The sequence below is a fragment of the Pseudomonas fluorescens genome (genome assembly GCF_004683905.1).
In the GTDB taxonomy this organism is placed as follows: domain Bacteria; phylum Pseudomonadota; class Gammaproteobacteria; order Pseudomonadales; family Pseudomonadaceae; genus Aquipseudomonas; species Aquipseudomonas putida_A.
Genome location: NZ_CP038438.1, coordinates 710,443 through 732,409, shown reverse-complemented (window position 1 = coordinate 732,409; position 21,967 = coordinate 710,443). Strand labels below are relative to the sequence as shown.

Here is a 21,967-nt window from a genome sequence, read left to right as displayed (position 1 = left end):
AGCCTGCTCGCGATAGCGTCATTCGCATCAGCGCAAATCTTGCGGAATGACCGAATCAAATCACTCAGTCATAAATTTCGCGCAAACATCGGTCATCGTGCTGGCTATTGCAGAGAACTGGACAGTCACAAAGCCTTTGCGGCATAGTCGCCGGGTTCTGACGACTGCTCATTCATAACAAGGAACACGCAGATGGCGACGCTACTGGTGCTGCACGGCCCCAACCTGAACCTGCTCGGCACCCGTGAACCCGACACTTACGGTTCAACGACCCTGGCGCAGATCAATCAGGATCTGGAGCGCCGCGCCCGTGAAGCCGGCCATCATCTGCTGCACCTGCAAAGCAATGCCGAGTACGAATTGATCGACCGCATCCACGCCGCTCGCGGTGAGGGTGTCGATTTCATTCTGATCAATCCAGCAGCATTTACACACACAAGTGTCGCATTACGTGACGCGCTGCTGGGAGTGAGCATCCCATTCATCGAAGTGCATTTGTCCAACGTGCACAAGCGCGAACCTTTCCGCCATCACTCTTACTTCTCCGATGTAGCGGTGGGAGTGATCTGCGGCCTTGGCGCCAGCGGTTACCGACTGGCCCTGGAGGCCGCACTAGAACAGCTTGAAACACAGGCAACGACTTGAACCACAAGCGTTAAACGCCCCTGACCGACCCTTGGGAGTTGATGATTCATGGATATCCGTAAAGTTAAGAAACTGATCGAATTGCTGGAAGAGTCCGGCATCGACGAGCTCGAGATCAAGGAAGGCGAAGAGTCCGTACGCATCAGCCGTCACAGCAAGACCCCGGCTCAGCAGTACTACGCTCCGGCGCCGATGCAGGCTCCGGCCGCTGCGCCTGCCGCCGCTGCTCCAGTAGCTGCTGCCGCTCCGGCTGCTGCTGCTCCGGCACTGAACGGCACCGTGGCCCGCTCGCCAATGGTAGGCACCTTCTACCGTAAATCTTCGCCAACCTCGCCAGCCTTCGTTGAAGTCGGCCAGACCGTGAAGAAAGGCGACACCCTGTGCATCGTCGAAGCCATGAAGATGATGAACCACATCGAAGCTGAAACCAGCGGTGTGATCGAATCCATCCTCGTCGAAGACGGCCAGCCGGTTGAGTACGACCAACCGCTGTTCACCATCGTTTGAACTGCGGAGAGCCTTTGATGACTGCGAAGTTGGAAAAAGTTCTGATCGCTAACCGCGGTGAGATCGCCCTGCGGATTCTGCGTGCCTGCAAAGAGATGGGCATCAAGACCGTCGCCGTTTACTCCAAGGCCGACAAAGAGCTGATGCACCTGGGTCTGGCAGACGAGTCCGTCTGCATCGGCCCGGCTTCTGCCGCTCAGTCCTACCTGCACATCCCGGCCATCATCGCTGCCGCAGAAGTGACTGGCGCTACCGCCATTCACCCAGGCTACGGTTTCCTCGCGGAAAACGCCGATTTTGCCGAGCAGGTCGAGAACTCCGGCTTCGCCTTCATCGGCCCGAAAGCCGACACCATTCGCCTGATGGGCGACAAGGTATCGGCCAAGCACGCGATGATCGAAGCAGGCGTGCCTACCGTTCCAGGTTCCGACGGCCCGCTGCCGGAAGACGAAGAAACGGCGCTGCGCATCGGTCGTGAAGTCGGCTACCCGGTGATCATCAAGGCCGCAGGCGGCGGTGGTGGTCGCGGCATGCGCGTGGTGCACAAGGAAGAAGACCTGATCGCCTCGGCGAAACTGACCCGCTCCGAAGCTGGCGCGGCGTTCGGCAACCCGATGGTCTATCTGGAAAAATTCCTGACCAACCCGCGTCACGTCGAAGTTCAGGTACTGTCCGACGGCCAGGGTCACGCCATCCATCTGGGCGACCGCGATTGCTCGCTGCAACGCCGTCACCAGAAGGTTCTCGAAGAAGCGCCGGCACCGGGCATCGACGAGCAGGCGCGTCAGGAAGTTCTGGCTCGCTGCGTCAAGGCGTGCATCGACATCGGCTACCGTGGCGCTGGTACCTTCGAGTTCCTGTACGAGAACGGTCGTTTCTACTTCATCGAAATGAACACCCGTGTTCAGGTGGAGCACCCGGTTTCGGAAATGGTCACCGGTATCGACATCGTCAAGGAGATGCTCAGCATCGCCGCTGGCAACAAGCTGTCGTTCACGCAGGATGACGTGGTGATCCGCGGTCACTCGCTGGAGTGCCGGATCAACGCTGAAGACCCGAAAACCTTCATGCCGAGCCCGGGCACGGTCAAGCATTTCCACGCCCCAGGCGGCAACGGCGTTCGCGTCGATTCGCACCTGTACAGCGGTTATGCAGTTCCGCCGAACTACGACTCGCTGATCGGCAAGCTGATCACTTACGGCGCCACCCGCGACGAAGCCATGGCGCGCATGCGTAATGCCCTGGACGAGATCGTGGTTGACGGGATCAAGACCAACATCCCGCTGCACCGTGATCTGACCCGCGACGAAGGCTTCTGCAAAGGGGGCGTGAACATTCACTACCTCGAGCACAAGCTGGCTGGCGAGAAGCACTAAGCTTCAAGTCCGCACAGACAAGGCCGCCTTCGGGCGGCTTTGTTGTTTCTACAGATTACATAAACCCCTGTAGGAGTGAGCCTGCTCGCGATGAGGCCGGCACATCCAGCATATGTGTCGACAGCACCATCGCCATCGCGAGCAGGCTCACTCCTACAAGGGAATGGCGTTTCAAGTCTCTCCCACAAACCGCCTGCGCTCGCGTAAACTTGCGCGCTTCTCGCTGGCCGCTAGGCTGCAATCATATTTTTTCAAAGGTGCCCGCCATGCCTTGGCTGCAAGTACGTCTCGCCATCAGCCCGGAACAAGCCGAAACCTACGAAGACGCTTTCCTTGAAGTCGGCGCCGTTTCGGTGACCTTCATGGACGCCGAAGATCAGCCGATCTTCGAGCCGGAACTCAACACCACCCCACTGTGGGCGCACACGCACCTGCTGGCCCTGTTCGAGGGCGGCACCGAGCCTGCGCCGGTGCTCGCGCATCTGGAACTGCTGACCGGCAGTCCGCTGCCCGAGCATCACAGCGAAGTCATCGAAGACCAGGACTGGGAACGCAGCTGGATGGACGGCTTCCAGCCAATGCGTTTCGGTCAGCGCCTGTGGATCGTGCCGAGCTGGCACGCCGCGCCCGAGCCTGACGCGGTCAATCTGTTGCTGGATCCGGGCCTGGCGTTCGGCACCGGCACCCACCCGACCACCGCCCTGTGCCTGGAATGGCTCGACGGTCAGGACCTGAAAGACTGCAACGTCCTGGACTTCGGCTGCGGCTCGGGAATTCTGGCGATCGCCGCCCTGCTGCTCGGCGCGAAAGAAGCCGTCGGCACCGACATCGACGTGCAGGCGCTGGAAGCCTCGCGCGACAACGCCGGGCGCAACAATATTGCCGACGAGCTGTTCCCGCTGTACCTGCCGGAAGATTTGCCGCAGGTCAAAGCCGACGTGCTGGTGGCCAACATTCTGGCCGGCCCGCTGGTTTCCCTGGCGCCGCAGCTGTCCGGCCTGGTGAAAACCGGCGGTCGTCTGGCACTGTCAGGCATCCTCGCCGAACAAGGTGAAGAAGTCGCTGCCGCCTATGCGCAGGACTTTGATCTGGACCCGATCGCCAATCGCGATGGCTGGGTGCGTATCACCGGCCGTCGGCGCTAGAATGACCGCCTGCATAAACCGGATCGCCGCATGACCGACAGCTTCGTCACCCAGTGCCCGCATTGCCAAACCAGCTTCCGCGTCAGCCATGCTCAATTGAGCGTGGCCCGCGGGGTGGTTCGCTGTGGCTCCTGCCTGCAAGTGTTCAACGCCGCCAAACAGCTGCTGGAACAACACGCCGGCAAGGAAGCGGTCACTCCGGTGGCGCCGTCCATTGTCCAGCCAGCACCGTCTCAGGCGGTGGTCAGCGAGCCGCCGCCAGTGGTCGAAGCACCCGTCAATGACGAACCGCCCGCGCCGCGCGCCATCAGCCAAAAGCAATGGAGCGCCAGCGAGCTGGACCTGGACAGCCTCGATCTGGACGAAGAACTCGCCCGCCTCGAACAACGGGAAATCCAGCCGACCACCGAATTCGGTCGTCAGCGCGAAGAGTCCCTGAGCGCCCGCCGCGACAGCCCTGAAGCCGATGAAACGGAGTGGCGCGACAGCCTGTTCAGCGCACGCGACGATGAACGTCTGCCCGAGCCCGAAGATGACGTCGAGCCAGATGCCGTCGAACCGGAACCGCTAAACACCGCGCGCACCGAGCCTTCCCTGTCGCTGGAGCCGGTGGATCTGGACGATGAACCGCCGATCCCGCAACTGCGCCTGCACGACCCGATCGATCCGAATGCCCGTCGTGAACGCCTGTCGGCCAACGTCGAGCCGGACGATGACGACTTGCCATCGGTCGAACCGCTGCGCAAAAAACGTCAACGCGCCGAAGTGTTGCAGGACCTGACCGACGACCCACTGCAACTGGACTGGCAGAAACGCCGTTCGCCCTGGGGCCGGCGTCTGCTCTGGGCTTTGCTGGTGCTGCTCGCCGCCGCCGGTCTGGCCGGCCAGTACATCGCCTATCATTTCGATGAACTGGCGCGGCAGGATCAGTACCGCCCATGGTTTCAGCAGTTCTGCCCGCAGATCGGCTGCACGGTGCCGTCCAAGGTCGACATCGGCAAAATCAAAAGCAGCAATCTGGTGGTGCGCAGCCATCCGGAATTCAGCGGGGCGCTGGTGGTGGATGCGATCATCTACAACCGGGCGACGTTCTCCCAGCCATTTCCGTTGCTGGAGCTACGCTTCGCTGACCTCAACGGTCATCTGATCGCCAGTCGTCGCTTCAAACCCGGCGAATACCTCAACGGCGACCTTGAGGGCATGGCGGAAATGCCGCCGCAAACGCCAATCCACATCGCGCTGGATATCCTTGATCCAGGCCCCAAAGCGGTGAATTACAGCCTGAGTTTCCACTCGCCCGAGTGAATCGCTTCATCGCTTCAGGTTTGACGGCAGTTTTCTGACTTCGCCCGCGCTTACCAAACCGCTGGTAATAACAGAATAACTGTTCAGATTTTGTTCAATTCAGCCTTTATCCAGTCATCGAGAGCGGGTATCATGCCAACCCTTTTTCGAACTCTCATGATCCGGCCCCACTTCAGGGAAGTCCTATGTCGGCGGTACGCATCGGCCCATATACATTGCAGAACGGTTTGATTCTCGCCCCGATGGCGGGCGTCACCGACCAGCCCTTTCGTCAGCTGTGCAAGCGTTTGGGCGCAGGGCTTGTAGTCTCGGAAATGGTCACCAGTGACATGAGCCTGTGGAATACCCGCAAGTCGCGCATGCGCATGATCCACGAAGGCGATCCCGAGCCACGCTCGGTGCAGATTGCCGGTGGCGATGCGCAGATGCTGGCGGACGCGGCACGGGCCAACGTCGAACTGGGCGCACAGATTATTGATATCAACATGGGTTGCCCGGCAAAGAAGGTCTGCAACAAGGCCGCCGGCTCCGCGTTATTGAAAGACGAAGCACTGGTGACCGAGATCCTGCAGGCCGTCGTCGCTGCAGTGGATGTGCCGGTGACCCTGAAGATCCGCACCGGATGGGATCGCGACAACAAGAACGGCCTGACTGTGGCGAAGATCGCCGAGCAGGCCGGGATCACCGCGCTGGCCGTGCATGGCCGCACGCGCGCCGATCTGTACACCGGCGAAGCCGAGTACGACACGATTGCCGCGATCAAGCAGGCGGTGTCGATCCCGGTGTTTGCCAATGGCGATATCGATTCGCCGGAAAAGGCCCGTTACGTGCTTGACGCGACCGGTGCCGATGGCCTGCTGATAGGCCGGGCTGCCCAGGGGCGGCCATGGATTTTTCGCGAGATCGAACACTTCCTGCGTACCGGCGAGAAATTGCCGGCGCCGGAGCTGAGCGAAGTGGAACGCATCCTGCTGGAGCATCTGGCCGCACTTCACGCCTTCTATGGGGATGTGATGGGCGTCCGTATTGCCCGCAAGCATGTGGGCTGGTATCTCGCAACCTTGCCGGGCGCCAGGGAGTTTCGCGCCCACTTCAATCGTTTGGATGGTACGGAAACACAATGCGCCAACGTTCGGGAGTTTTTCGCCGAGCGTTACAAGAGCCTGACAGGGGACGAAGAAGGGGTGGCCGCATGACGATGATGACCGAGACTTTAGTGAGTGGAACAGCACCCGTGAGCGACAACGTGAATTTGAAACAGCACCTCAATACCCCGAGCGAAGAAGGTCAGACCCTTCGCGGGAGTGTCGAGAAGGCGCTGCACAATTATTTCGCCCACCTTGAGGGCGCGTCCGTCACGGATGTGTACAACCTGGTGCTCTCCGAAGTCGAGGCTCCCCTGCTCGAAAGCGTGATGAACTACGTCAAGGGCAACCAGACCAAGGCCAGCGAGCTGCTCGGACTCAACCGCGGCACGCTGCGCAAGAAACTCAAGCAGTACGATCTGCTGTAAGCATTCAATCAAACCAGAAAGGCGCCCGCGTAAAACCGGTCGCCTTTTTTGCTGACTTCCTTTGCTTTTGATGGAAATTGAGATGACCGACCAGACTACCCGCCTGCCGATCCGCCGCGCCTTGATCAGCGTTTCCGACAAGACCGGGATCCTCGAATTCGCCAAGGAGCTTGAAGCCCTCGGCGTCGAGATCCTCTCCACCGGCGGGACGTTCAAGCTGCTGCGCGACAACGGTGTTGCCGCAGTGGAAGTCGCGGATTACACCGGTTTCGCGGAGATGATGGACGGTCGGGTGAAAACCCTGCACCCGAAAATCCACGGCGGAATCCTCGGTCGTCGCGGTATCGACGACGCGATCATGAACGAGCACGGCATCAAGCCGATCGACCTGGTTGCAGTCAACCTGTACCCGTTCGAAGCCACCATCAACAAGCCAGGCTGCGACCTGCCGACCGCTATCGAGAACATCGACATCGGCGGCCCGACCATGGTCCGTTCGGCAGCGAAAAACCATAAAGACGTGGCGATCGTGGTGAATGCCAGCGATTACGCCAACGTTCTGCAAAACCTCAAGGCCGGCGGCCTGACCTACGCTCAGCGTTTCGACCTGATGCTCAAGGCCTTCGAACACACCGCTGCCTACGACGGCATGATCGCCAACTACATGGGCACCGTGAATCAGGCTGCCGACGTACTGAGCACCGAAGGTCGCAGCGAATTCCCGCGCACCTTCAACAGCCAGTTCATCAAGGCCCAGGAAATGCGCTACGGCGAGAACCCGCACCAGAGCGCGGCGTTCTACGTGGAAGCCAAGCCTGCCGAAGTCGGTATCGCCACCGCGACCCAACTGCAAGGCAAAGAGCTGTCGTACAACAACGTGGCCGACACCGACGCCGCGCTGGAATGCGTGAAGAGCTTCGTCAAGCCGGCCTGCGTGATCGTCAAGCACGCCAACCCGTGCGGCGTGGCGGTGAGCCCGGATGCCGAAGGCGGTATCCGTCAGGCCTACGAACTGGCCTACGCCACCGACACCGAGTCGGCCTTCGGCGGCATCATCGCGTTCAACCGTGAACTGGATGCCGAGACTGCCAAGGCGATCGTCGAGCGTCAGTTCGTGGAAGTGATCATCGCGCCAAGCGTCAGCGCAGAAGCTCGCGCCATCGTCGCCGCCAAAGCCAACGTGCGCCTGCTGGCCTGTGGCGAGTGGTCGGCGGATCGCGTTCCGGCCTGGGACTACAAGCGCGTCAACGGTGGCCTGCTGGTGCAGAGCCGCGACATCGGCATGATCGGCGCCGACGACCTGAAAGTGGTGACCAAGCGCGCACCGACCGAACAGGAAATCCACGACCTGATCTTCGCCTGGAAAGTCGCCAAGTACGTCAAGTCCAACGCCATCGTCTACGCCAAGAACCGTCAGACCATCGGTGTCGGCGCCGGCCAGATGAGCCGCGTAAACTCCGCGCGTATCGCCGCGATCAAGGCTGAGCACGCCGGTCTGCAAGTGGCCGGTTCGGTGATGGCCTCGGACGCGTTCTTCCCGTTCCGCGACGGTCTGGACAACGCGGCCAAGGTTGGCATCACTGCAGTGATCCAGCCAGGCGGCTCGATGCGTGATGCTGAAGTGATCGCTGCCGCTGACGAAGCCGGTATCGCCATGGTGTTCACCGGCATGCGCCACTTCCGTCACTGATACAACTCGATCCAAATGTGGGAGCGGGCTTGCTCGCGAATGCAATCTGTCAGCAACAGCCGTTTTGCCTGACACACCGCTTTCGCGAGCAAGCCCGCTCCCACATAAAGCGCTCCAGCAGCGCCTGACAGATTTTTGAGGTTTTTGAAATGAATGTTTTGATCATTGGCAGCGGTGGCCGTGAACACGCCCTGGCCTGGAAAGTGGCTCAGGATCCGCGCGTGCAGAAGGTTTTCGTCGCGCCGGGCAACGCCGGTACCGCGATTGAAGCCAAGTGCGAGAACGTCGCCATCGACGTGCTGGCCCTTGAGCAACTGGCCGACTTCGCCGAGAAAAACGTTTCCCTTACCATCGTCGGCCCGGAAGTGCCGCTGGTGGCCGGCGTGGTCGATCTGTTCCGCTCCCGTGGCCTGGACTGCTTCGGCCCGACCGCCGGCGCTGCACAGCTGGAAGGCTCGAAAGCCTTCACCAAGGATTTCCTCGCGCGCCACAAGATCCCGACCGCCGACTACCAGAACTTCACCGAGATCGAGCCGGCCCTGGCTTACCTGCGTGAAAAAGGCGCACCGATCGTGATCAAGGCCGATGGCCTGGCCGCCGGTAAAGGCGTGATCGTTGCCATGACCCTGGCCGAAGCCGAAGACGCCGTGCGCGACATGCTCGCCGGCAACGCCTTCGGCGACGCCGGTTCGCGCGTGGTGATCGAAGAATTCCTCGACGGCGAAGAAGCCTCGTTCATCGTCATGGTCGACGGCAAGAACGTCCTGCCGATGGCCACCAGCCAGGACCACAAACGTGTTGGCGACGGCGACAGCGGCCCGAACACCGGCGGCATGGGTGCCTACTCCCCTGCCCCGGTGGTCACCGCCGACGTGCACCAGCGCGTGATGGATCAGGTGATCTGGCCGACCGTGCGCGGCATGGCCGAAGAAGGCAACGTCTACACCGGTTTCCTGTACGCCGGTCTGATGATCGACAAGGCCGGCAACCCGAAAGTCATCGAATTCAACTGCCGCTTCGGTGACCCGGAAACCCAACCGGTGATGCTGCGTCTGCAGTCGAGCCTGGTGCTGCTGGTCGAAGCCGCTCTGGCGCAAGCGCTGGACAAGGTTGAAGCACAGTGGGATCCACGTCCGAGCGTTGGCATCGTGCTGGCCGCCGGCGGCTACCCGGGCGACTACGCCAAGGGCGCGGTGATCAACGGTCTGGACACAGCCGCAGGCCTGGAAGGCAAAGTCTTCCACGCCGGTACGGCGCTGAAGGATGGCAACGTGGTGACGGCCGGTGGTCGCGTACTCTGCGCCACCGCCATGGGCGCCAGTGTCAGCGAAGCGCAGCAGCAAGCCTACAAGCTGGCCGCTGCCATCGACTGGGAAGGCTGCTTCTACCGCAAGGACATTGGCTACCGCGCCATTGCCCGTGAACGTGGCGAAACCCAGGAATAAACTGTCCTTCACGTCCGGCGCGGGATGCAGTCCCTCGCCGGGCTGTTCCGCCGCCGCGCATCGTTATATTCTGGCATCAACCTACGAAGGGATTTCGCCGTGCGCTGGCTCAGGATTGCCATAAGTTTCACCGTCACGTTGCTGACCTTGCTCTGCATGCTTCCGGCTCTGGCCGCGCAAGGCAGTGGCTGGTCGGTATTGCTTGACGATCAGGGTAATCTGCAACTGAGCGACATCCGCTCGGCGCGCTACACCAATCAATTCAGTCCCATCGAACTTGATCGCCTCACGGCGGCCGAGCCCGATGGTGCACTCTGGCTGCGCTTCAAACTGGCGCCGGGCAAGCACGAGCAGGTGCTGCGGATCTTCGCTCCCGACCTGTCCAACCTCAGCCTCTACGTGCTGGACGGCGACAAGCTGATCGAGCAACGCACTTCCGGCACCCATCAGCCGCAGGTCGAGCGGCCACTGCCGAGCAGCGACTTCCTGCTGCCGCTGCCGCAAAGCGACAAGTCCCTCGACGTTTATCTGCGGATGGTTTCCGACCATCAGCTGCGCCCGCACATCACCCTGCAATCGGCGGTGATGAGTGCCGCCAACCAGAACCAGACGCTGATCTTCGGTCTGCTGTTCGGCTGCCTCGGCATGTTGCTGCTGCACAACATCGTGCGCTACGCCTACTCCCGCTCGCGCAGCAGCCTGTGGCTGGCGGTCTGCGAAGGACTGCTGGGCCTGAGTCTGTTGCTGTTGCTCAACCTCGCCGGCCCGTGGTTGCCGAACTGGCACGCGATCCAGACCCCGGGCGCCTATCTGGCGTTGCTGCTGACCGCCCCGGCCGGGCTGATGTTCGCCCTGCGCTTCTTCGCCCCGCTCGGCCCGCACCCGCTGAACAAACTGTTGCTGGGCGACATTCTGTTCATTGTGATCTGCAGCCTGCTGCTGTTGTTCGTCAACACCCTGCCGCTGAACATCATCACCTACGCGCTGGTGGCGCTGGCCGGTCTGAGCATGTTGCTGGTCGGCTTCTATCACTGGCAAAAAGGTTATCGCCCGGCGCGGCTGTTCGTTGCCGGGATGGTGGTGTTCAACATCGGTACGCTGATTATTTTGCCGGCCCTGCTGGGGCTGACCCTGGTGGCGCCGCAAGGCCTGATCATGACCCTGATGGGTTTCATCTGCATCAGTGGCTTGCTGATGAGCATCGCCTTGGGTGAACGCCAGCGCAGCATCACCGAAAGCCGGTTCAGCATCAGCCGCGATCTTGCCGCGAGCAATGCCGAGATCAACGCCAAAGCCGAATTCCTCGCCAAGATCAGCCACGAAATCCGCACCCCGATGAACGGCGTGCTGGGCATGACCGAGCTGCTGCTGGGCACGCCACTGTCGGTCAAGCAACGCGATTACGTGCAAACCATCCACAGTGCCGGCAACGAACTGCTGACGTTGATCAACGAGATTCTCGACATTTCCAAGCTCGAATCCGGACAGATCGAACTGGACGATGTGCAGTTCGACCTCAACGCGCTGATCGACGACTGCCTGAGCATCTACCGGGCCAAGGCCGAACAGCAGAACGTCGAGCTGATCAGCTTCATCCAGCCGCAAGTGCCGCGCGTGATCAGCGGCGACCCGACCCGCTTGCGCCAGACCCTGCTGAGCCTGCTGGAAAACGCCCTGAAGAAAACCGACGAAGGCGAAGTGCTGATCGTCGTCGCCCTCGACGAGCGCAGCGTCAAACCGCGCCTGCGCATCGCCGTGCAGGACAGTGGTCAGCCGATGGAACCGGAGGAGCGCGATGCGCTGATGCACGCCGAACTGCACAGCAAACACTTCCTCTCGGCCAATCGTCTGGGTGGCAACCTCGGGCTGGTGATTGCGCGGCAACTGATCCGCCTGATGCACGGCGAGTTCGGGATCAAGAGCGGCACCAGTCAGGGCAGCACCTTGTGGCTGACCTTGCCGCTGGACCCGGATCGCCTCGAACACCCGACCTCCGACCTCGACGGCCCGTTGCAAGGCGCACGCGTGCTGGTGGTGGACGACAACGACACCTGCCGCAAGGTCCTGGTGCAGCAATGCAGCGCCTGGGGCCTGAACGTCAGCGCCGTGCCATCGGGCAAGGAAGCGCTGGCGCTGCTGCGCACCAAGGCGCACCTGCGCGACTACTTCGATGTGGTGCTGCTGGACCAGAACATGCCCGGCATGACCGGCATGCAACTGGCGGCCAAGATCAAGGAAGACCCGAGCCTCAATCACGACATCCTGTTGATCATGCTCACCGGCATCAGTAACGCGCCGAGCAAGATCATCGCGCGCAACTCCGGGATCAAACGCATCCTCGCCAAACCGGTGGCCGGCTATACGCTCAAGACCACGCTGGCCGACGAGTTGAACCAGCGCAATAAAGGTCAGGTAGTGTTCCAGCCGCAAGTGGTCACTCCCGCGACGGCGGCCAAGGTGCCGAGCGATTTCCGCATTCTGGTCGCCGAAGACAACACGATTTCGACCAAAGTGATTCGCGGCATGCTCGGTAAACTCAACCTGCAACCGGACACCGCCAGCAACGGCGAAGAGGCCCTGCAGGCGATGAAGGCCCAGCGTTACGATCTGGTGCTGATGGACTGCGAAATGCCGATCCTCGATGGCTTCTCGGCGACCCAGCAGCTACGGGCGTGGGAGGTCAGCAATCAGCGTATACGCACGCCGATCGTCGCGCTGACCGCGCACATCCTCGCCGAACACAAGGAACGTGCGCGTCAGGCCGGGATGGATGGCCACATGGCCAAACCGGTGGAGCTGTCGCAACTGCGCGAGCTGATCGAACACTGGGTAGCCCAGCGCGATCAGCAGAACCGTACGGCGTCGACCTTTTAAGCAGGGGTACCACGCCAGTTCGAGCGTGACTCAATCGGCTGCGCCGTTCTCTTCGGCTGGAACGTCTTCAATCAGCCTCAACAACGCCACGTTAGCTTCAAGCCTGTCCTGGACTTTCAGGGCGATGGCTGCGCGAACCGGCCCATAGAGCGTTTCGGACAAATTGGCACTGGCAGAGCGTCTGCAAACACTGCCGCGAATATCCTCAGCCTGGAATAGCTCGGCCAAAGGGTTGTCAGCGAGAATCCGTGCAGTCGCAAATTCGATGTAGACGCTGCTCATCGACATCGGCGAGTGCGCCACGACCACCAACAGCCGTATGATTCTGGAAACATCTGACTGATCCGTCGATGCATCGCTGGCGCCTTTCTGCATGTAACCACGCAGCAGCTCTAGTGCCGGCTCGCTTGCGGAAAGTGCTGCCAGTCGACGCATGACTGCGTTCGCAACGTCACATTGCTCCACAGCACCCCCGAACTCAGGAGCGACCACCCAGTCAACGACAGACACGCTGTTACCCTGTGCGACGGACAGATCCAACCGTGCTCTGAAATGTCGCAGCCAGTATTTGTCCAGAAATTCCATGTAGACGTCATACCAGCCAATACCCGGATCTTTCTCAAGTTTCTTGTTGGCCGCCAGTTGCGCCAACAACAGAGAGTTTATTAAATCCTGATAGCGTTCCGGTTTGTCTGCCGGCGGAATCAGTACAACGGCACCCGCAACGATCAAAACGGAATATTTGCAATTCATATAATCGCCCCCAAAAAAAAGCAGTCGACCTTCGACTGCTTTTTTCGATTTATCAGATATCAATATCTTCAATCTGATCGATACCCACCAGCTTTTTCTTGATCGTCTCACGCACTGCGTTGGCGACGTCGGTGTTTTTGGCAAAGAAAGTTTGAGCTCGATACAAACTTACATTACGAACATCGACATCCACGAACATCACTTTGGTAGAGGTGTTCTTGCGCAGAAAACGCACCGTTCCCAGCGCCATGATTGCCTCACCGTCGAGTTCGACACACGCTCCGGTGGAGATGCCGCCCACGCCGTGGTCCAGCAAATTTCGCTCATAAGCGGTCAACGCAGCAGTGTCCCGTTTTTGCAGGGCCGAGATTGCATCACCCGCGACCTTCAGCATCAGAACGCTGGTTGGTCCTGGCAGTGCAACATTAGCCAGCACGGAACCCAGAATCTCCAGTACCAGCTTGTCCATCCGCACACTCGTGCCTTCGATACTGAGGTCATTGTAGTACTGATCGACAGGCGTCCAGCCAGCGAGGGTCATCACCTCACGGAACCGCTTATACCAATCTCGGCCCTGATGCTCTTCGGGGTATAGCTTGTTCGCTGCACGTGTGGCGAACAGAAGAGCGTTCTGGGCATCCGACTTGTTCTGATCCGAAAGTTTGCCAGAAAAACCCATTGTGACTTCGCCGACAACAGAGCCTTTCGACGGTGCCTCGATTTCGTCCCCTACAGCCAACAGGCCACGAGAGCGAATAACCGGCGCACCCACATCACAGGCTTCAATCGCGTTAATACAGGAAGAGATATAAAGCTCATTAACGATTTGACTATGCACAATAAAAGTCCTTATTAATTAGTAGACAAGCCCCTCTTGAACTTGCAAGAAAACAATAAACAAACAAGCCCAGCACTACAAACTCAAATCTGTAACATCTTATCCAGCAAACAAGATGCAACTAACAACATCACACAAAACAACTATCAAACAAAAAACGAAAAACCGACTGCCTCGCGCAGAATCTTCTGCACACACAAGCAACTAACCGACTGATAGACTCGCCGTCATCACTCTCCGGATGCGAGTCGCCCTCATGCTCCACGTGTTATTCAGCGTTTACCTGAAGATGCTGGTGCTCTACAGCCCGTTCTTCGTGTTGTCCTGCTTCATCAGCCTGACTCGTGGCTACTCGCGCAAGGAACAGCGGCGCCTGGCCTGGAAAGTGGCGATCGCCACGCTGATCTCCAGCGTCTTGCTTTATCTGTTCGGGCGGGTGATTTTCGATGTATTCGGGATCACTGCGGACGCATTCCGCATCGGTGCCGGCAGCGTGCTGTTCATCTCGGCATTGGGCATGGCTCAGGGCAAGCCGGTCGTGCAGAGTGATAACGTGCAACAGGACGTGACGATCGTCCCGCTGACCATTCCGCTGACCGTCGGCCCGGGCACCATTGGCGCCCTGCTGGTGATGGGCGTCAGTCAGCCGCACTGGGACGACAAACTGACCGCGATCATGAGCATCACCCTGGCCAGTTTCACCGTAGGGGTGGTGCTGTATCTGTCCAATCACATCGAACGGGTGCTCGGCGATCAGGGCCTGCAGATCGTCAGCCGGCTGATGGGCCTTTTTGTCTGCGCACTGGCGGCGCAGATCATCTTTACCGGGATCAAGGGCTATCTGGTGTCCTGAACGAAAAAGGGCTGCGGAGGAAAATCTCCGCAGCCCGGTCTGATCTGCCAGCTCGCAATGGCTTACTGGTCGATGGACAGCCCGATCAGCGCGCCGAGTTCCAGCAGGGGTTCCGTGGCCATCGCACTCATCAGCTCCTCCAGGCTAACGGTCACCGAGATTTCGTCAGGTAACGCAATCCCGAATGTCACCTGCTGTTGCCGTGCCGCATCAAGGCTCGTGGCATTGCGCAAAATGATGCTGCTTCCCGAATCGGGATCCGTCAGCAGCAAATGGCCGTCGGACCTCGAGACCAGCCATCGCTGCATCGGCTCCAGTGTCAACGCCAGATGAATGCCTGCTTCCTCGGCGTCGACAATCAGGCAATCAAGCCGATCCCAAGTCTGTCGGGCCAGTGAAAGGTAATCTGCAGATTTCGCAAACTTGAGTACCAGTGTATCGACGCCATCCGGAATCGCTACAATCCTGCCCGATGAGCCAATACCGTCGATAACCAGCGTATCTGCAATCCGGCTGACCGCTTCCACAGTCATCCATATATCGATGGGTTCAATGCCTTCACTGGCATTGCTGAACAGTCGGCCCGTTACAGGGTCATGCAGCACCAGGGTCTGATCGTTCGCCACGCCCAGATATTGTGGCCATTCACGTCCTGACACCGAGACACTGAGCAGACGGCCGGCTGCGACGTCATACCAGCTGCAAAGATTATCGCTCCTGCCCGCAAAGAGGTAAGGACCGCTACGCTGACCGGCAAGCAGTCGCGCCAGCTTTTGCTCCCGCGCCTGACGAGACGCCAGGCCATTGAAGAATTCGACTTCCACACCGACGATACGCGGTGGCTCGCCATCGGCCAGGTCGAACAGCACGTGGTCATGCCGGCGGACGTGCAGGCCGGCTCCATGGGGCACGGCCCAGGCAAAAGTGTCCCGCGGCATGACTCGCTGCATCGGGGCCAGCAAGTGCGCCTGCAGCAGACGTGTCCCCGAACCGAATGCCGCCGCCAGGCTTTCAGGCGCCATGAAGGGCTGACGATAGATTCGTCCGGATGCCCAGTCCATCATCCACGCCGCTTTTTTATCTGGCGTCAGCCTCAACACGCGCATGGCTTTGCCCGCCGTGTCGGCAATCAGAAATTGCTGATCCAGATAGATGACATACAGCGATGTCTTGCCCGTTGCGTCGCGGATACCCCCGACTTCCACGCCATCGGCGGACTCGTTCTGAATGCTGGTCCCGACCGCTTCCCACCACTTGAACCCTTGCCCAGTGCGCTGCTGGCGGGCCGACAGCCATGCGTGATTGAGTCCCACCAGCCGCGTCTGGCCGTCGTCATTCATCTGGAACAGCATGCCTTCGTCAGTGAGGATGACGTATTGTCCGCCCTGGCGGTGCACATGCTGCACCTCAAGGTGCAAGACACTTTGTGCAAACATCTCGGGCATCTGATCCGCTGCGCCGATGTGCTGTCGATAAACAAGGCGATGGCCAAGATGATGAAACAACACTGTATCGCCGCTTGATTGAAGCGGATCAAGCAGCACCCAATCGAGAAAGTCAGGTGTACCTTCCGTATTGCGCAGCACAGGCCGAATGACGCGCTCATCTTCACTGCGCACCCAGGCTCGGGTGGCTTTACGCAAATTCTCGTCGAAGGTGTCGATCGTAATCATTGCGCCCAGTGTGAATTCCACTCTCTGGTCATCAAGTACCTCATGGTATGGGTAGTCGTGCCGTCGGAGGAAATCCGAAACATTGTCGCGTCCTTCGCGAATGATCCACGGATGGTCTGAATTCATATCGGAGATCGCAGTAAGGGCGAGGTAGTCTTCGCCGAGCAGGTAAGTCAGCTTGTAGAAGCTTTTCCACATGTCTTCAAAGCGCTGGACCACCTGCAGCAAACCCTCTGGCGTCGCCTGAATCGAAACAATGCAGGGGTTTTTTGATGAATGTATTTTCATCACCCGGTAAGTGCGTTTGATCTGCCCGGTGACCAGATCCGTACGCCAGATGATTCCCTGCGCCGGGCAGTAATAAAACATCTCCTCGCCGATCTTCGGGCCGATACAGATCTGCGCCGCATACTGTGGGTCCAGTCCGCGCACCAAGTGCATGGCATCTTCGGTGTGGTCGTACCAGGCCGTGGTACGAACACCAGTCAGGGCATCGTGATAGTTGCGGATGACCGTCGGGCCATCGGCCAGACGATGAGCGCGGGCGAGTTCGCGCAAATGCTTGCGTGTAGCCGGGCCGTCGGCATCGTTGAGCGCGTCGAGTTCAGCAAAGAGCAGCGCTCCCGTTGCCCAGCCAACCTGATAGAAGCCCTCCGCAAGTTGCAGGTAAACGACACTCCTGGCGGGCACCTGCACCCGCATCGAGCCCAACTGAAAAGTATCCTGTTCCAGCTTCACCGCCGCCGCACTCACCCATGGGGCACGCAATGACCACGTCATTGGATCATCGGAGGAAACCTGCAGCCGCAACGACTTGACGCCCTCGGTCAGGGTGATCGAGCAGTGCCCGCCAGTGGCATCGATGTCATAGCAAAGGTAACCGTGCACCTCCTGCGGCAATGGGGGGACGTGCAGAAAACGCTGATCAGGGCCAATCGCAACACTGACGCGGGTTTCCTCGTAGTTGGGCACCATTTTTTCCATGATGTACTCGGTCGGTGCCTGGTAAAAGCTGAACCAGAATTGCCGCTTGCCTGCCAGCTTGTATTTTTCCAGTGCCAAAGCCGTTTCCATGTTTTCTGTGAGCGTTGTCGCAAAAGGCAGACCTTCATGGACGAAGCCCAGGAAGCACTCCGGCACACTCGGCAGCACGACGCTTTCAACGCCCGGCGCCGTATCGAAGGAAATCGAGTCGCGAAGGTCGAGGGCCTCTCGAATGCTGAATGCCTTGCTGCGATCCCCGACGATCCTCGGCTTATGCAGAAAGGAGTAATCTTCCGCGGCGAAAATTTTGTGGCCGCCGAAGGTAATGAGCCCTTTGCGCAAATCAAGCCCGGTATAGACCGCACAAGGATTGGCAATGTAGGTATCGCCTTGCACCGAATGGCTTTGCGGTCGATAGGCCGAATGCACATCATTCAGATACCGGCCGATCCGTCTTCCACGTTCTGCCCTGGCGCTGAACCCCTCGACCAGGGCGCCGATGCCCACCGCCAGCCCGCCCAGAATCACCCCGGCGCCGCCGAGGAAGGCCGCCGCCGTGCCCGCACCGGCAACACCGGCGCCCAAAGCGCCAACACCCAGCACCAGCCCAGCTGAATCGAAGGCCAGCTGCGTGGCATAGACCGCACGCTGGATATCGTTTTGTGCATTGACCAACAGATAAATGTCAAAGCCGATGCTGGCCAGCTGCAAAACGGTTCCGACACCCTCGTTCAAGACGTTGCCCAGTGCATTACTGACAATCGACGAGGTGGTTTTGGCCACCCGCAGTCCGTCGGTAAAGGCATGACGCACCAGATTCAGCAGTTGTACTGCGTCGACCACCAGCCCGTGAGCCATCTGCGCGTAGGCCAGGTAACCGTGGATACGTACTGCCGACGTCAACGCGGTCGACCCCATCCCGGACTCCGCGCTCTGCAAGCCGAGCAGCAGGGCTTGAATGGCAAATCCGGCATTGAGCGTGTGCACCGCTCCGACATCCGTCGGATCGATCACTGGCGCCCCCGCGCGTCTGCCGGACAACGCTTCAAACGTATCGCTCAGGTAAGACTTGATCCCTTGCAGGCGCGTGTCATCGGTCTGCACTGTGCGTGTGCGCTGCGGATCACTGGCACTGGCCATGGTGATTTCGCTGCGCCCTTGCGCAGTGCTCTTCAGGGAGTCGAACACCGGAACGAAGTCACGAGATAGTTGATGCTGGTCCTGTAACCGCAGGGTCGCGCTTTCGATCGTCCGCGCCCACTTGTGGCTGTCCACACTGCTCAGCGCCTGTCCCAGACGCGCGTTCTCTGACAGGGAACGCGCGCGCAAGGCGGCATGCTGACTCCAGGGTTCGACGGCACGCCCGCCACCCAGCGGATCACTGCTGAGCAAATGCGCAACGCTAATTTCCGAAGGCAACGATTTACCGGCAATGCTTGCGCCGTCGAGTTCGATGACCTCGAAAACGCTGGCAGCCCCCTGTTCCAGACCATAAAGCCGGGCAATCACTTCCTCCTGCATGAAGCGCTGGACGCCTTGTTGCAGATCCTCGATCCGGGCGAACGCATACAGCCCGAAGTTGGGATCGTAGAAGCGATAGGAAGTCTCGCCTTGCGCTACAACCTTGCTCACCAGCATCGAATGATTGTCGGTGTTGAGCAACAGGCTGCCGGCAGCGGTTTTTGCTTCCAGCGTCTGCATCACAGTGGCCAGGTTCGCCGCCGGTCTCTTCTCGCCAAATCGCGCCATGGGTACCCCACGCAACTCGTCCAGCACCTTGAGCAGGGCATGGGCTTGCGGTGCGTCGGGAGTGAGATTGGCAATCGCCAGTTTGCCGATCAGCGCGCGCTCGGCCGAAGCGCCTTTCTCCAGTGCGGCGGCCATCACCAGCGCCAGTGGATAGCAGCGTCGGCCCGGATCCCCCGCACCGCGCAGCAGCAAATCCTGTGGCAATTGCCTGCCCGCGTAGGCGCCTGCCTGGACGAAGGTCTCACGTACCGCCTTGCCCCGAGAGAGGATCGACGCCCGGCGCTCATTCATGGCGGCGACTTCGACCCGACTCACGTACTCGCGCCATTGCCGTACGCTGATCGGTTCGGCAAATGCCTGCGCCTTCAACACTCTGGAGTTCTGCCCGAGCGATTCACGCTCCGATGCATTGACTCGTGCCTCGACCGGTGCAGGATCGCGACTGAGCAGTGTCTGTTCGATCACTTCGTAGCGCGCTATCAGGCCACGGTCTCGCGTATCTTCGGCAAAGGCGACGGTGGTTGCCCAGACGTCTGCGAACCCGACCTGATCCAGTGTTGCGGCACCGAACAGGCCGCCGAACATCACCCGATGCAACGGGCTCAACTGCTCCAGCGGCAACTTGCCCGCAGCGATGCGCGCCAAGGCCTCGTTGAGATTACCCAGTGACTCGGCCCCCATGGACGTTGGAGCTTTGTCGACTGTCTGGTTCAGCACCTGCTGTCGAGCATCAAAATCGAGGCGGATGGGGACGTTGAACGTCACATCACCGGTCAAGCGGTCATTCATGGCCCGTACAAACGGCTCACCCAGATCATCCAGCAGTTGCTGCAGGACCGAAGTCAGCAACACTGATTTTCCTTCTATGACCGGCCAGCCCAGTTTGAACGTGAGGGTCCGCTCTTTGAGCAAATCGGACAGATTGCCGGCGTAGCGCGACTTGAGCTTGCCCGAGTTCCACTTCTCATGTTCTTTTGCCAGCCAGTCTTCGGGGGTATCCTTGACTGCCCAGCCGGAGATCATTTCTTCTTCGGTAAAGACGTTGAAGCCGTCGACCTGCTTCATATGATGGCGAATGTTGTTCAGCTGTTCACTCTGCAGTTCTCTTTCGACATAGCCGATTACACCGCCTTCAAGTGCGCCCGGACCGGTCATGTAGATGGTGCCCAAGGCGTCGAAACGAATCCCGTCCTGATAATACTGAGCTATGGCGCGTATGAGCTTCTCTGATGAATATTCACGCGATGTATTGGGCAAGCGCCCATCAGCCTGTGCTTCAGAGACGACCTTGATTGCAATATCATCGACTGACGACACATCTGCTGGCGTCACGCCTGCGAGTATCATGCGGCGCTCAACCTCATACAGGCAGTCATAAGCCACCCGGATGAAGTGCATGCTCGCATTGACCATCTTGCTGCCAGGATGAGCCAGAACATAGGCATTCATTTCCTTCGACGACGGATTGCCCCAGGCCGCGCCGCGCCCGATGGCATCCTGGGATAAAGACGTCGGCTGCGGCGAAGCGAAAATCTGCTCCACACCCGGCCTGCTCCGGGCAAATGCGCTCAGTGCCTCGAGATGCTCGGCGGGAATATGCCCGGTTCTATCGGCATAACGTTGCCGATCGCGCCCCGGCATCAAGGTATCGTCATGGTTGAGCAATAACTGCAGGACACCGATCTTCGCGTCTGTGCTGAAACCACTGATGTCCACGCCGCCCGGTCTCTCGATCAGCGGCGGCAAATAATCCATATCGCTGTAACGCCCGCCCTCGAGAAACTCGGCCTGCAGTCGCACCACGTCACTGGCTGCAGCAAAGTTGCCGCGCATGGCAACTTCGCGCTGGTAGACGTCCGCCAGAGAGTGGCTGGCAAACTCCTGGCGAACATCGCGCAGGCGCAAGTCCTCACCCACCATGGCCTGATGTGAATCCAGACATTTCTGGCGGAAGGCTTCGAGCGTCGCACGTTCCTTGCCATAACCCCGCACCATCAGGTCGATCCGCGCCTCGTCTGCGCGTCCGGCCCAGCGTGGATGATTCAGGTAGTCGAACATCTGCTGTTTGAGTACCCGTGCGCGGTCTTCGATCATTCTCGACAGTCCCGTCGGGGTTACCTTTTCGTCCTTTAATACCTTCATCGTGTCCGCACGGGCACTGTCGAGAATCACCCGATTCATTTCAAAGGCCAGCAGCGCATCACTGTCATACCAGAGATTGAATGCATATCCCTGCGACGCCAGTACCTTGCGCCAGATGTTCATGTAGTCGCGCTGATTCGGCCCGACCTCACTGCCACCGACCCAGACAAAATGCATGATGCGCGGTATCGGTTTGCCAGCGGAGAGCATCTTCACAGTCGCACTCAAGCGGCGGTCGTAGTCGCCCAGTTTCAGGCGCAGTTTATTGACCTGAGCATCCGCGGCGTCCAGCTGTGGTGATTCAATCGCGTCCTTGAGCAACCTGATCGCTATCAGTTGCTCCGGAAGACTGGTGGCCGCAGCGGCCCCGTCGTAGTAGCGCAAAGGAGTCTCCCCCAGGCTACCGCTGACGGACTCAAGTTCTGTGCGCGCAATAAGATCGGCGAACACTCTGCCCATCGTGACTTCATCCATA

Annotated in this window: 14 protein-coding genes; 11 read left to right on the top strand and 3 right to left on the bottom strand. The window is 59.7% G+C overall.

Features of this window, described 5'->3' with window-relative positions; translation table 11 throughout:
- The first annotated feature begins 192 nt into the window (after positions 1–192).
- The 10 genes from aroQ (at position 193) to E4T63_RS03195 (ending at position 12,500) form a co-directional block, all read left to right on the top strand.
- Complete coding sequence (gene aroQ / locus E4T63_RS03240) at positions 193–645, top strand: type II 3-dehydroquinate dehydratase (RefSeq protein WP_135294874.1); 453 nt, start codon at positions 193–195, stop codon at positions 643–645.
- A 48-nt stretch (positions 646–693) separates the two neighbouring features.
- Positions 694–1,152: an acetyl-CoA carboxylase biotin carboxyl carrier protein gene (gene accB, locus E4T63_RS03235; protein WP_135294873.1), complete on the top strand. Its 459-nt coding sequence runs from the start codon at positions 694–696 to the stop codon at positions 1,150–1,152.
- Positions 1,153–1,169: 17 nt separating this feature from the next.
- The gene (accC, locus tag E4T63_RS03230; protein WP_045122275.1) at positions 1,170–2,528 is read left to right on the top strand and encodes an acetyl-CoA carboxylase biotin carboxylase subunit; all 1,359 of its coding nucleotides are present in this window, start codon (positions 1,170–1,172) and stop codon (positions 2,526–2,528) included.
- A gap of 266 nt (positions 2,529–2,794) precedes the next feature.
- Entirely contained in the window at positions 2,795–3,673 is an 879-nt protein-coding gene (gene prmA / locus E4T63_RS03225; RefSeq protein WP_027613592.1) for a 50S ribosomal protein L11 methyltransferase, read from the top strand.
- A 30-nt stretch (positions 3,674–3,703) separates the two neighbouring features.
- The gene (locus E4T63_RS03220; RefSeq protein ID WP_134785343.1) at positions 3,704–4,978 is read left to right on the top strand and encodes a DUF3426 domain-containing protein; all 1,275 of its coding nucleotides are present in this window, start codon (positions 3,704–3,706) and stop codon (positions 4,976–4,978) included.
- A gap of 185 nt (positions 4,979–5,163) precedes the next feature.
- Positions 5,164–6,174, top strand: a complete 1,011-nt coding sequence (gene dusB, locus E4T63_RS03215) for a tRNA dihydrouridine synthase DusB (protein ID WP_007961945.1) — start codon at positions 5,164–5,166, stop codon at positions 6,172–6,174.
- Positions 6,171–6,491, top strand: a complete 321-nt coding sequence (gene fis / locus E4T63_RS03210; protein ID WP_003221275.1) for a DNA-binding transcriptional regulator Fis — start codon at positions 6,171–6,173, stop codon at positions 6,489–6,491. Before dusB ends, fis begins: the two co-directional genes overlap by 4 nt.
- Before the next feature lie 82 nt (positions 6,492–6,573).
- Positions 6,574–8,181, top strand: coding sequence for a bifunctional phosphoribosylaminoimidazolecarboxamide formyltransferase/IMP cyclohydrolase (purH, locus tag E4T63_RS03205; protein ID WP_134785341.1), 1,608 nt, complete (start codon positions 6,574–6,576; stop codon positions 8,179–8,181).
- Between the two features lie 149 nt (positions 8,182–8,330).
- Positions 8,331–9,626, top strand: coding sequence for a phosphoribosylamine--glycine ligase (gene purD / locus E4T63_RS03200; RefSeq protein ID WP_027613589.1), 1,296 nt, complete (start codon positions 8,331–8,333; stop codon positions 9,624–9,626).
- A gap of 99 nt (positions 9,627–9,725) precedes the next feature.
- Positions 9,726–12,500 carry a hybrid sensor histidine kinase/response regulator gene (locus tag E4T63_RS03195; RefSeq protein ID WP_135294872.1) on the top strand — a complete coding sequence of 925 codons (2,775 nt, stop codon included), beginning with the start codon at positions 9,726–9,728 and terminating at the stop codon, positions 12,498–12,500.
- 30 nt (positions 12,501–12,530) lie between these two features.
- Here the strand turns inward: E4T63_RS03195 and E4T63_RS03190 are convergent, their stop codons facing one another.
- Both E4T63_RS03190 and E4T63_RS03185 read right to left on the bottom strand, forming a co-directional pair.
- Positions 12,531–13,325, bottom strand: a complete 795-nt coding sequence (locus E4T63_RS03190; RefSeq protein ID WP_240795623.1) for a hypothetical protein — start codon at positions 13,323–13,325, stop codon at positions 12,531–12,533.
- Positions 13,306–14,091, bottom strand: coding sequence for a hypothetical protein (locus E4T63_RS03185; RefSeq protein WP_098967026.1), 786 nt, complete (start codon positions 14,089–14,091; stop codon positions 13,306–13,308). The genes E4T63_RS03190 and E4T63_RS03185 overlap by 20 nt, the downstream gene beginning before the upstream one ends.
- 256 nt (positions 14,092–14,347) lie before the next feature.
- Here E4T63_RS03185 and E4T63_RS03180 point away from each other — a divergent pair, with 256 nt between their 5' ends.
- Complete coding sequence (locus tag E4T63_RS03180; protein ID WP_027613585.1) at positions 14,348–14,944, top strand: MarC family protein; 597 nt, start codon at positions 14,348–14,350, stop codon at positions 14,942–14,944.
- 62 nt (positions 14,945–15,006) lie between these two features.
- Here the strand turns inward: E4T63_RS03180 and E4T63_RS03175 are convergent, their stop codons facing one another.
- Entirely contained in the window at positions 15,007–21,966 is a 6,960-nt protein-coding gene (locus E4T63_RS03175) for a TcdA/TcdB pore-forming domain-containing protein (RefSeq protein WP_245223450.1), read from the bottom strand.
- Position 21,967 lies beyond the last annotated feature (1 nt).

What these genes read in the sequence shown, in the direction of transcription:
- E4T63_RS03220 (WP_134785343.1), top strand. Translation starts at nt 3,704, where the DNA reads ATGACCGACAGCTTCGTCACCCAGTGCCCGCATTGCCAAACCAGCTTC.
- E4T63_RS03175 (WP_245223450.1), bottom strand. Translation starts at nt 21,966, where the DNA reads ATGGATGAAGTCACGATGGGCAGAGTGTTCGCCGATCTTATTGCGCGC.
- purD (WP_027613589.1), top strand. Translation starts at nt 8,331, where the DNA reads ATGAATGTTTTGATCATTGGCAGCGGTGGCCGTGAACACGCCCTGGCC.
- fis (WP_003221275.1), top strand. Translation starts at nt 6,171, where the DNA reads ATGACGATGATGACCGAGACTTTAGTGAGTGGAACAGCACCCGTGAGC.
- prmA (WP_027613592.1), top strand. Translation starts at nt 2,795, where the DNA reads ATGCCTTGGCTGCAAGTACGTCTCGCCATCAGCCCGGAACAAGCCGAA.
- accB (WP_135294873.1), top strand. Translation starts at nt 694, where the DNA reads ATGGATATCCGTAAAGTTAAGAAACTGATCGAATTGCTGGAAGAGTCC.
- dusB (WP_007961945.1), top strand. Translation starts at nt 5,164, where the DNA reads ATGTCGGCGGTACGCATCGGCCCATATACATTGCAGAACGGTTTGATT.
- aroQ (WP_135294874.1), top strand. Translation starts at nt 193, where the DNA reads ATGGCGACGCTACTGGTGCTGCACGGCCCCAACCTGAACCTGCTCGGC.
- accC (WP_045122275.1), top strand. Translation starts at nt 1,170, where the DNA reads ATGACTGCGAAGTTGGAAAAAGTTCTGATCGCTAACCGCGGTGAGATC.
- purH (WP_134785341.1), top strand. Translation starts at nt 6,574, where the DNA reads ATGACCGACCAGACTACCCGCCTGCCGATCCGCCGCGCCTTGATCAGC.
- E4T63_RS03180 (WP_027613585.1), top strand. Translation starts at nt 14,348, where the DNA reads ATGCTCCACGTGTTATTCAGCGTTTACCTGAAGATGCTGGTGCTCTAC.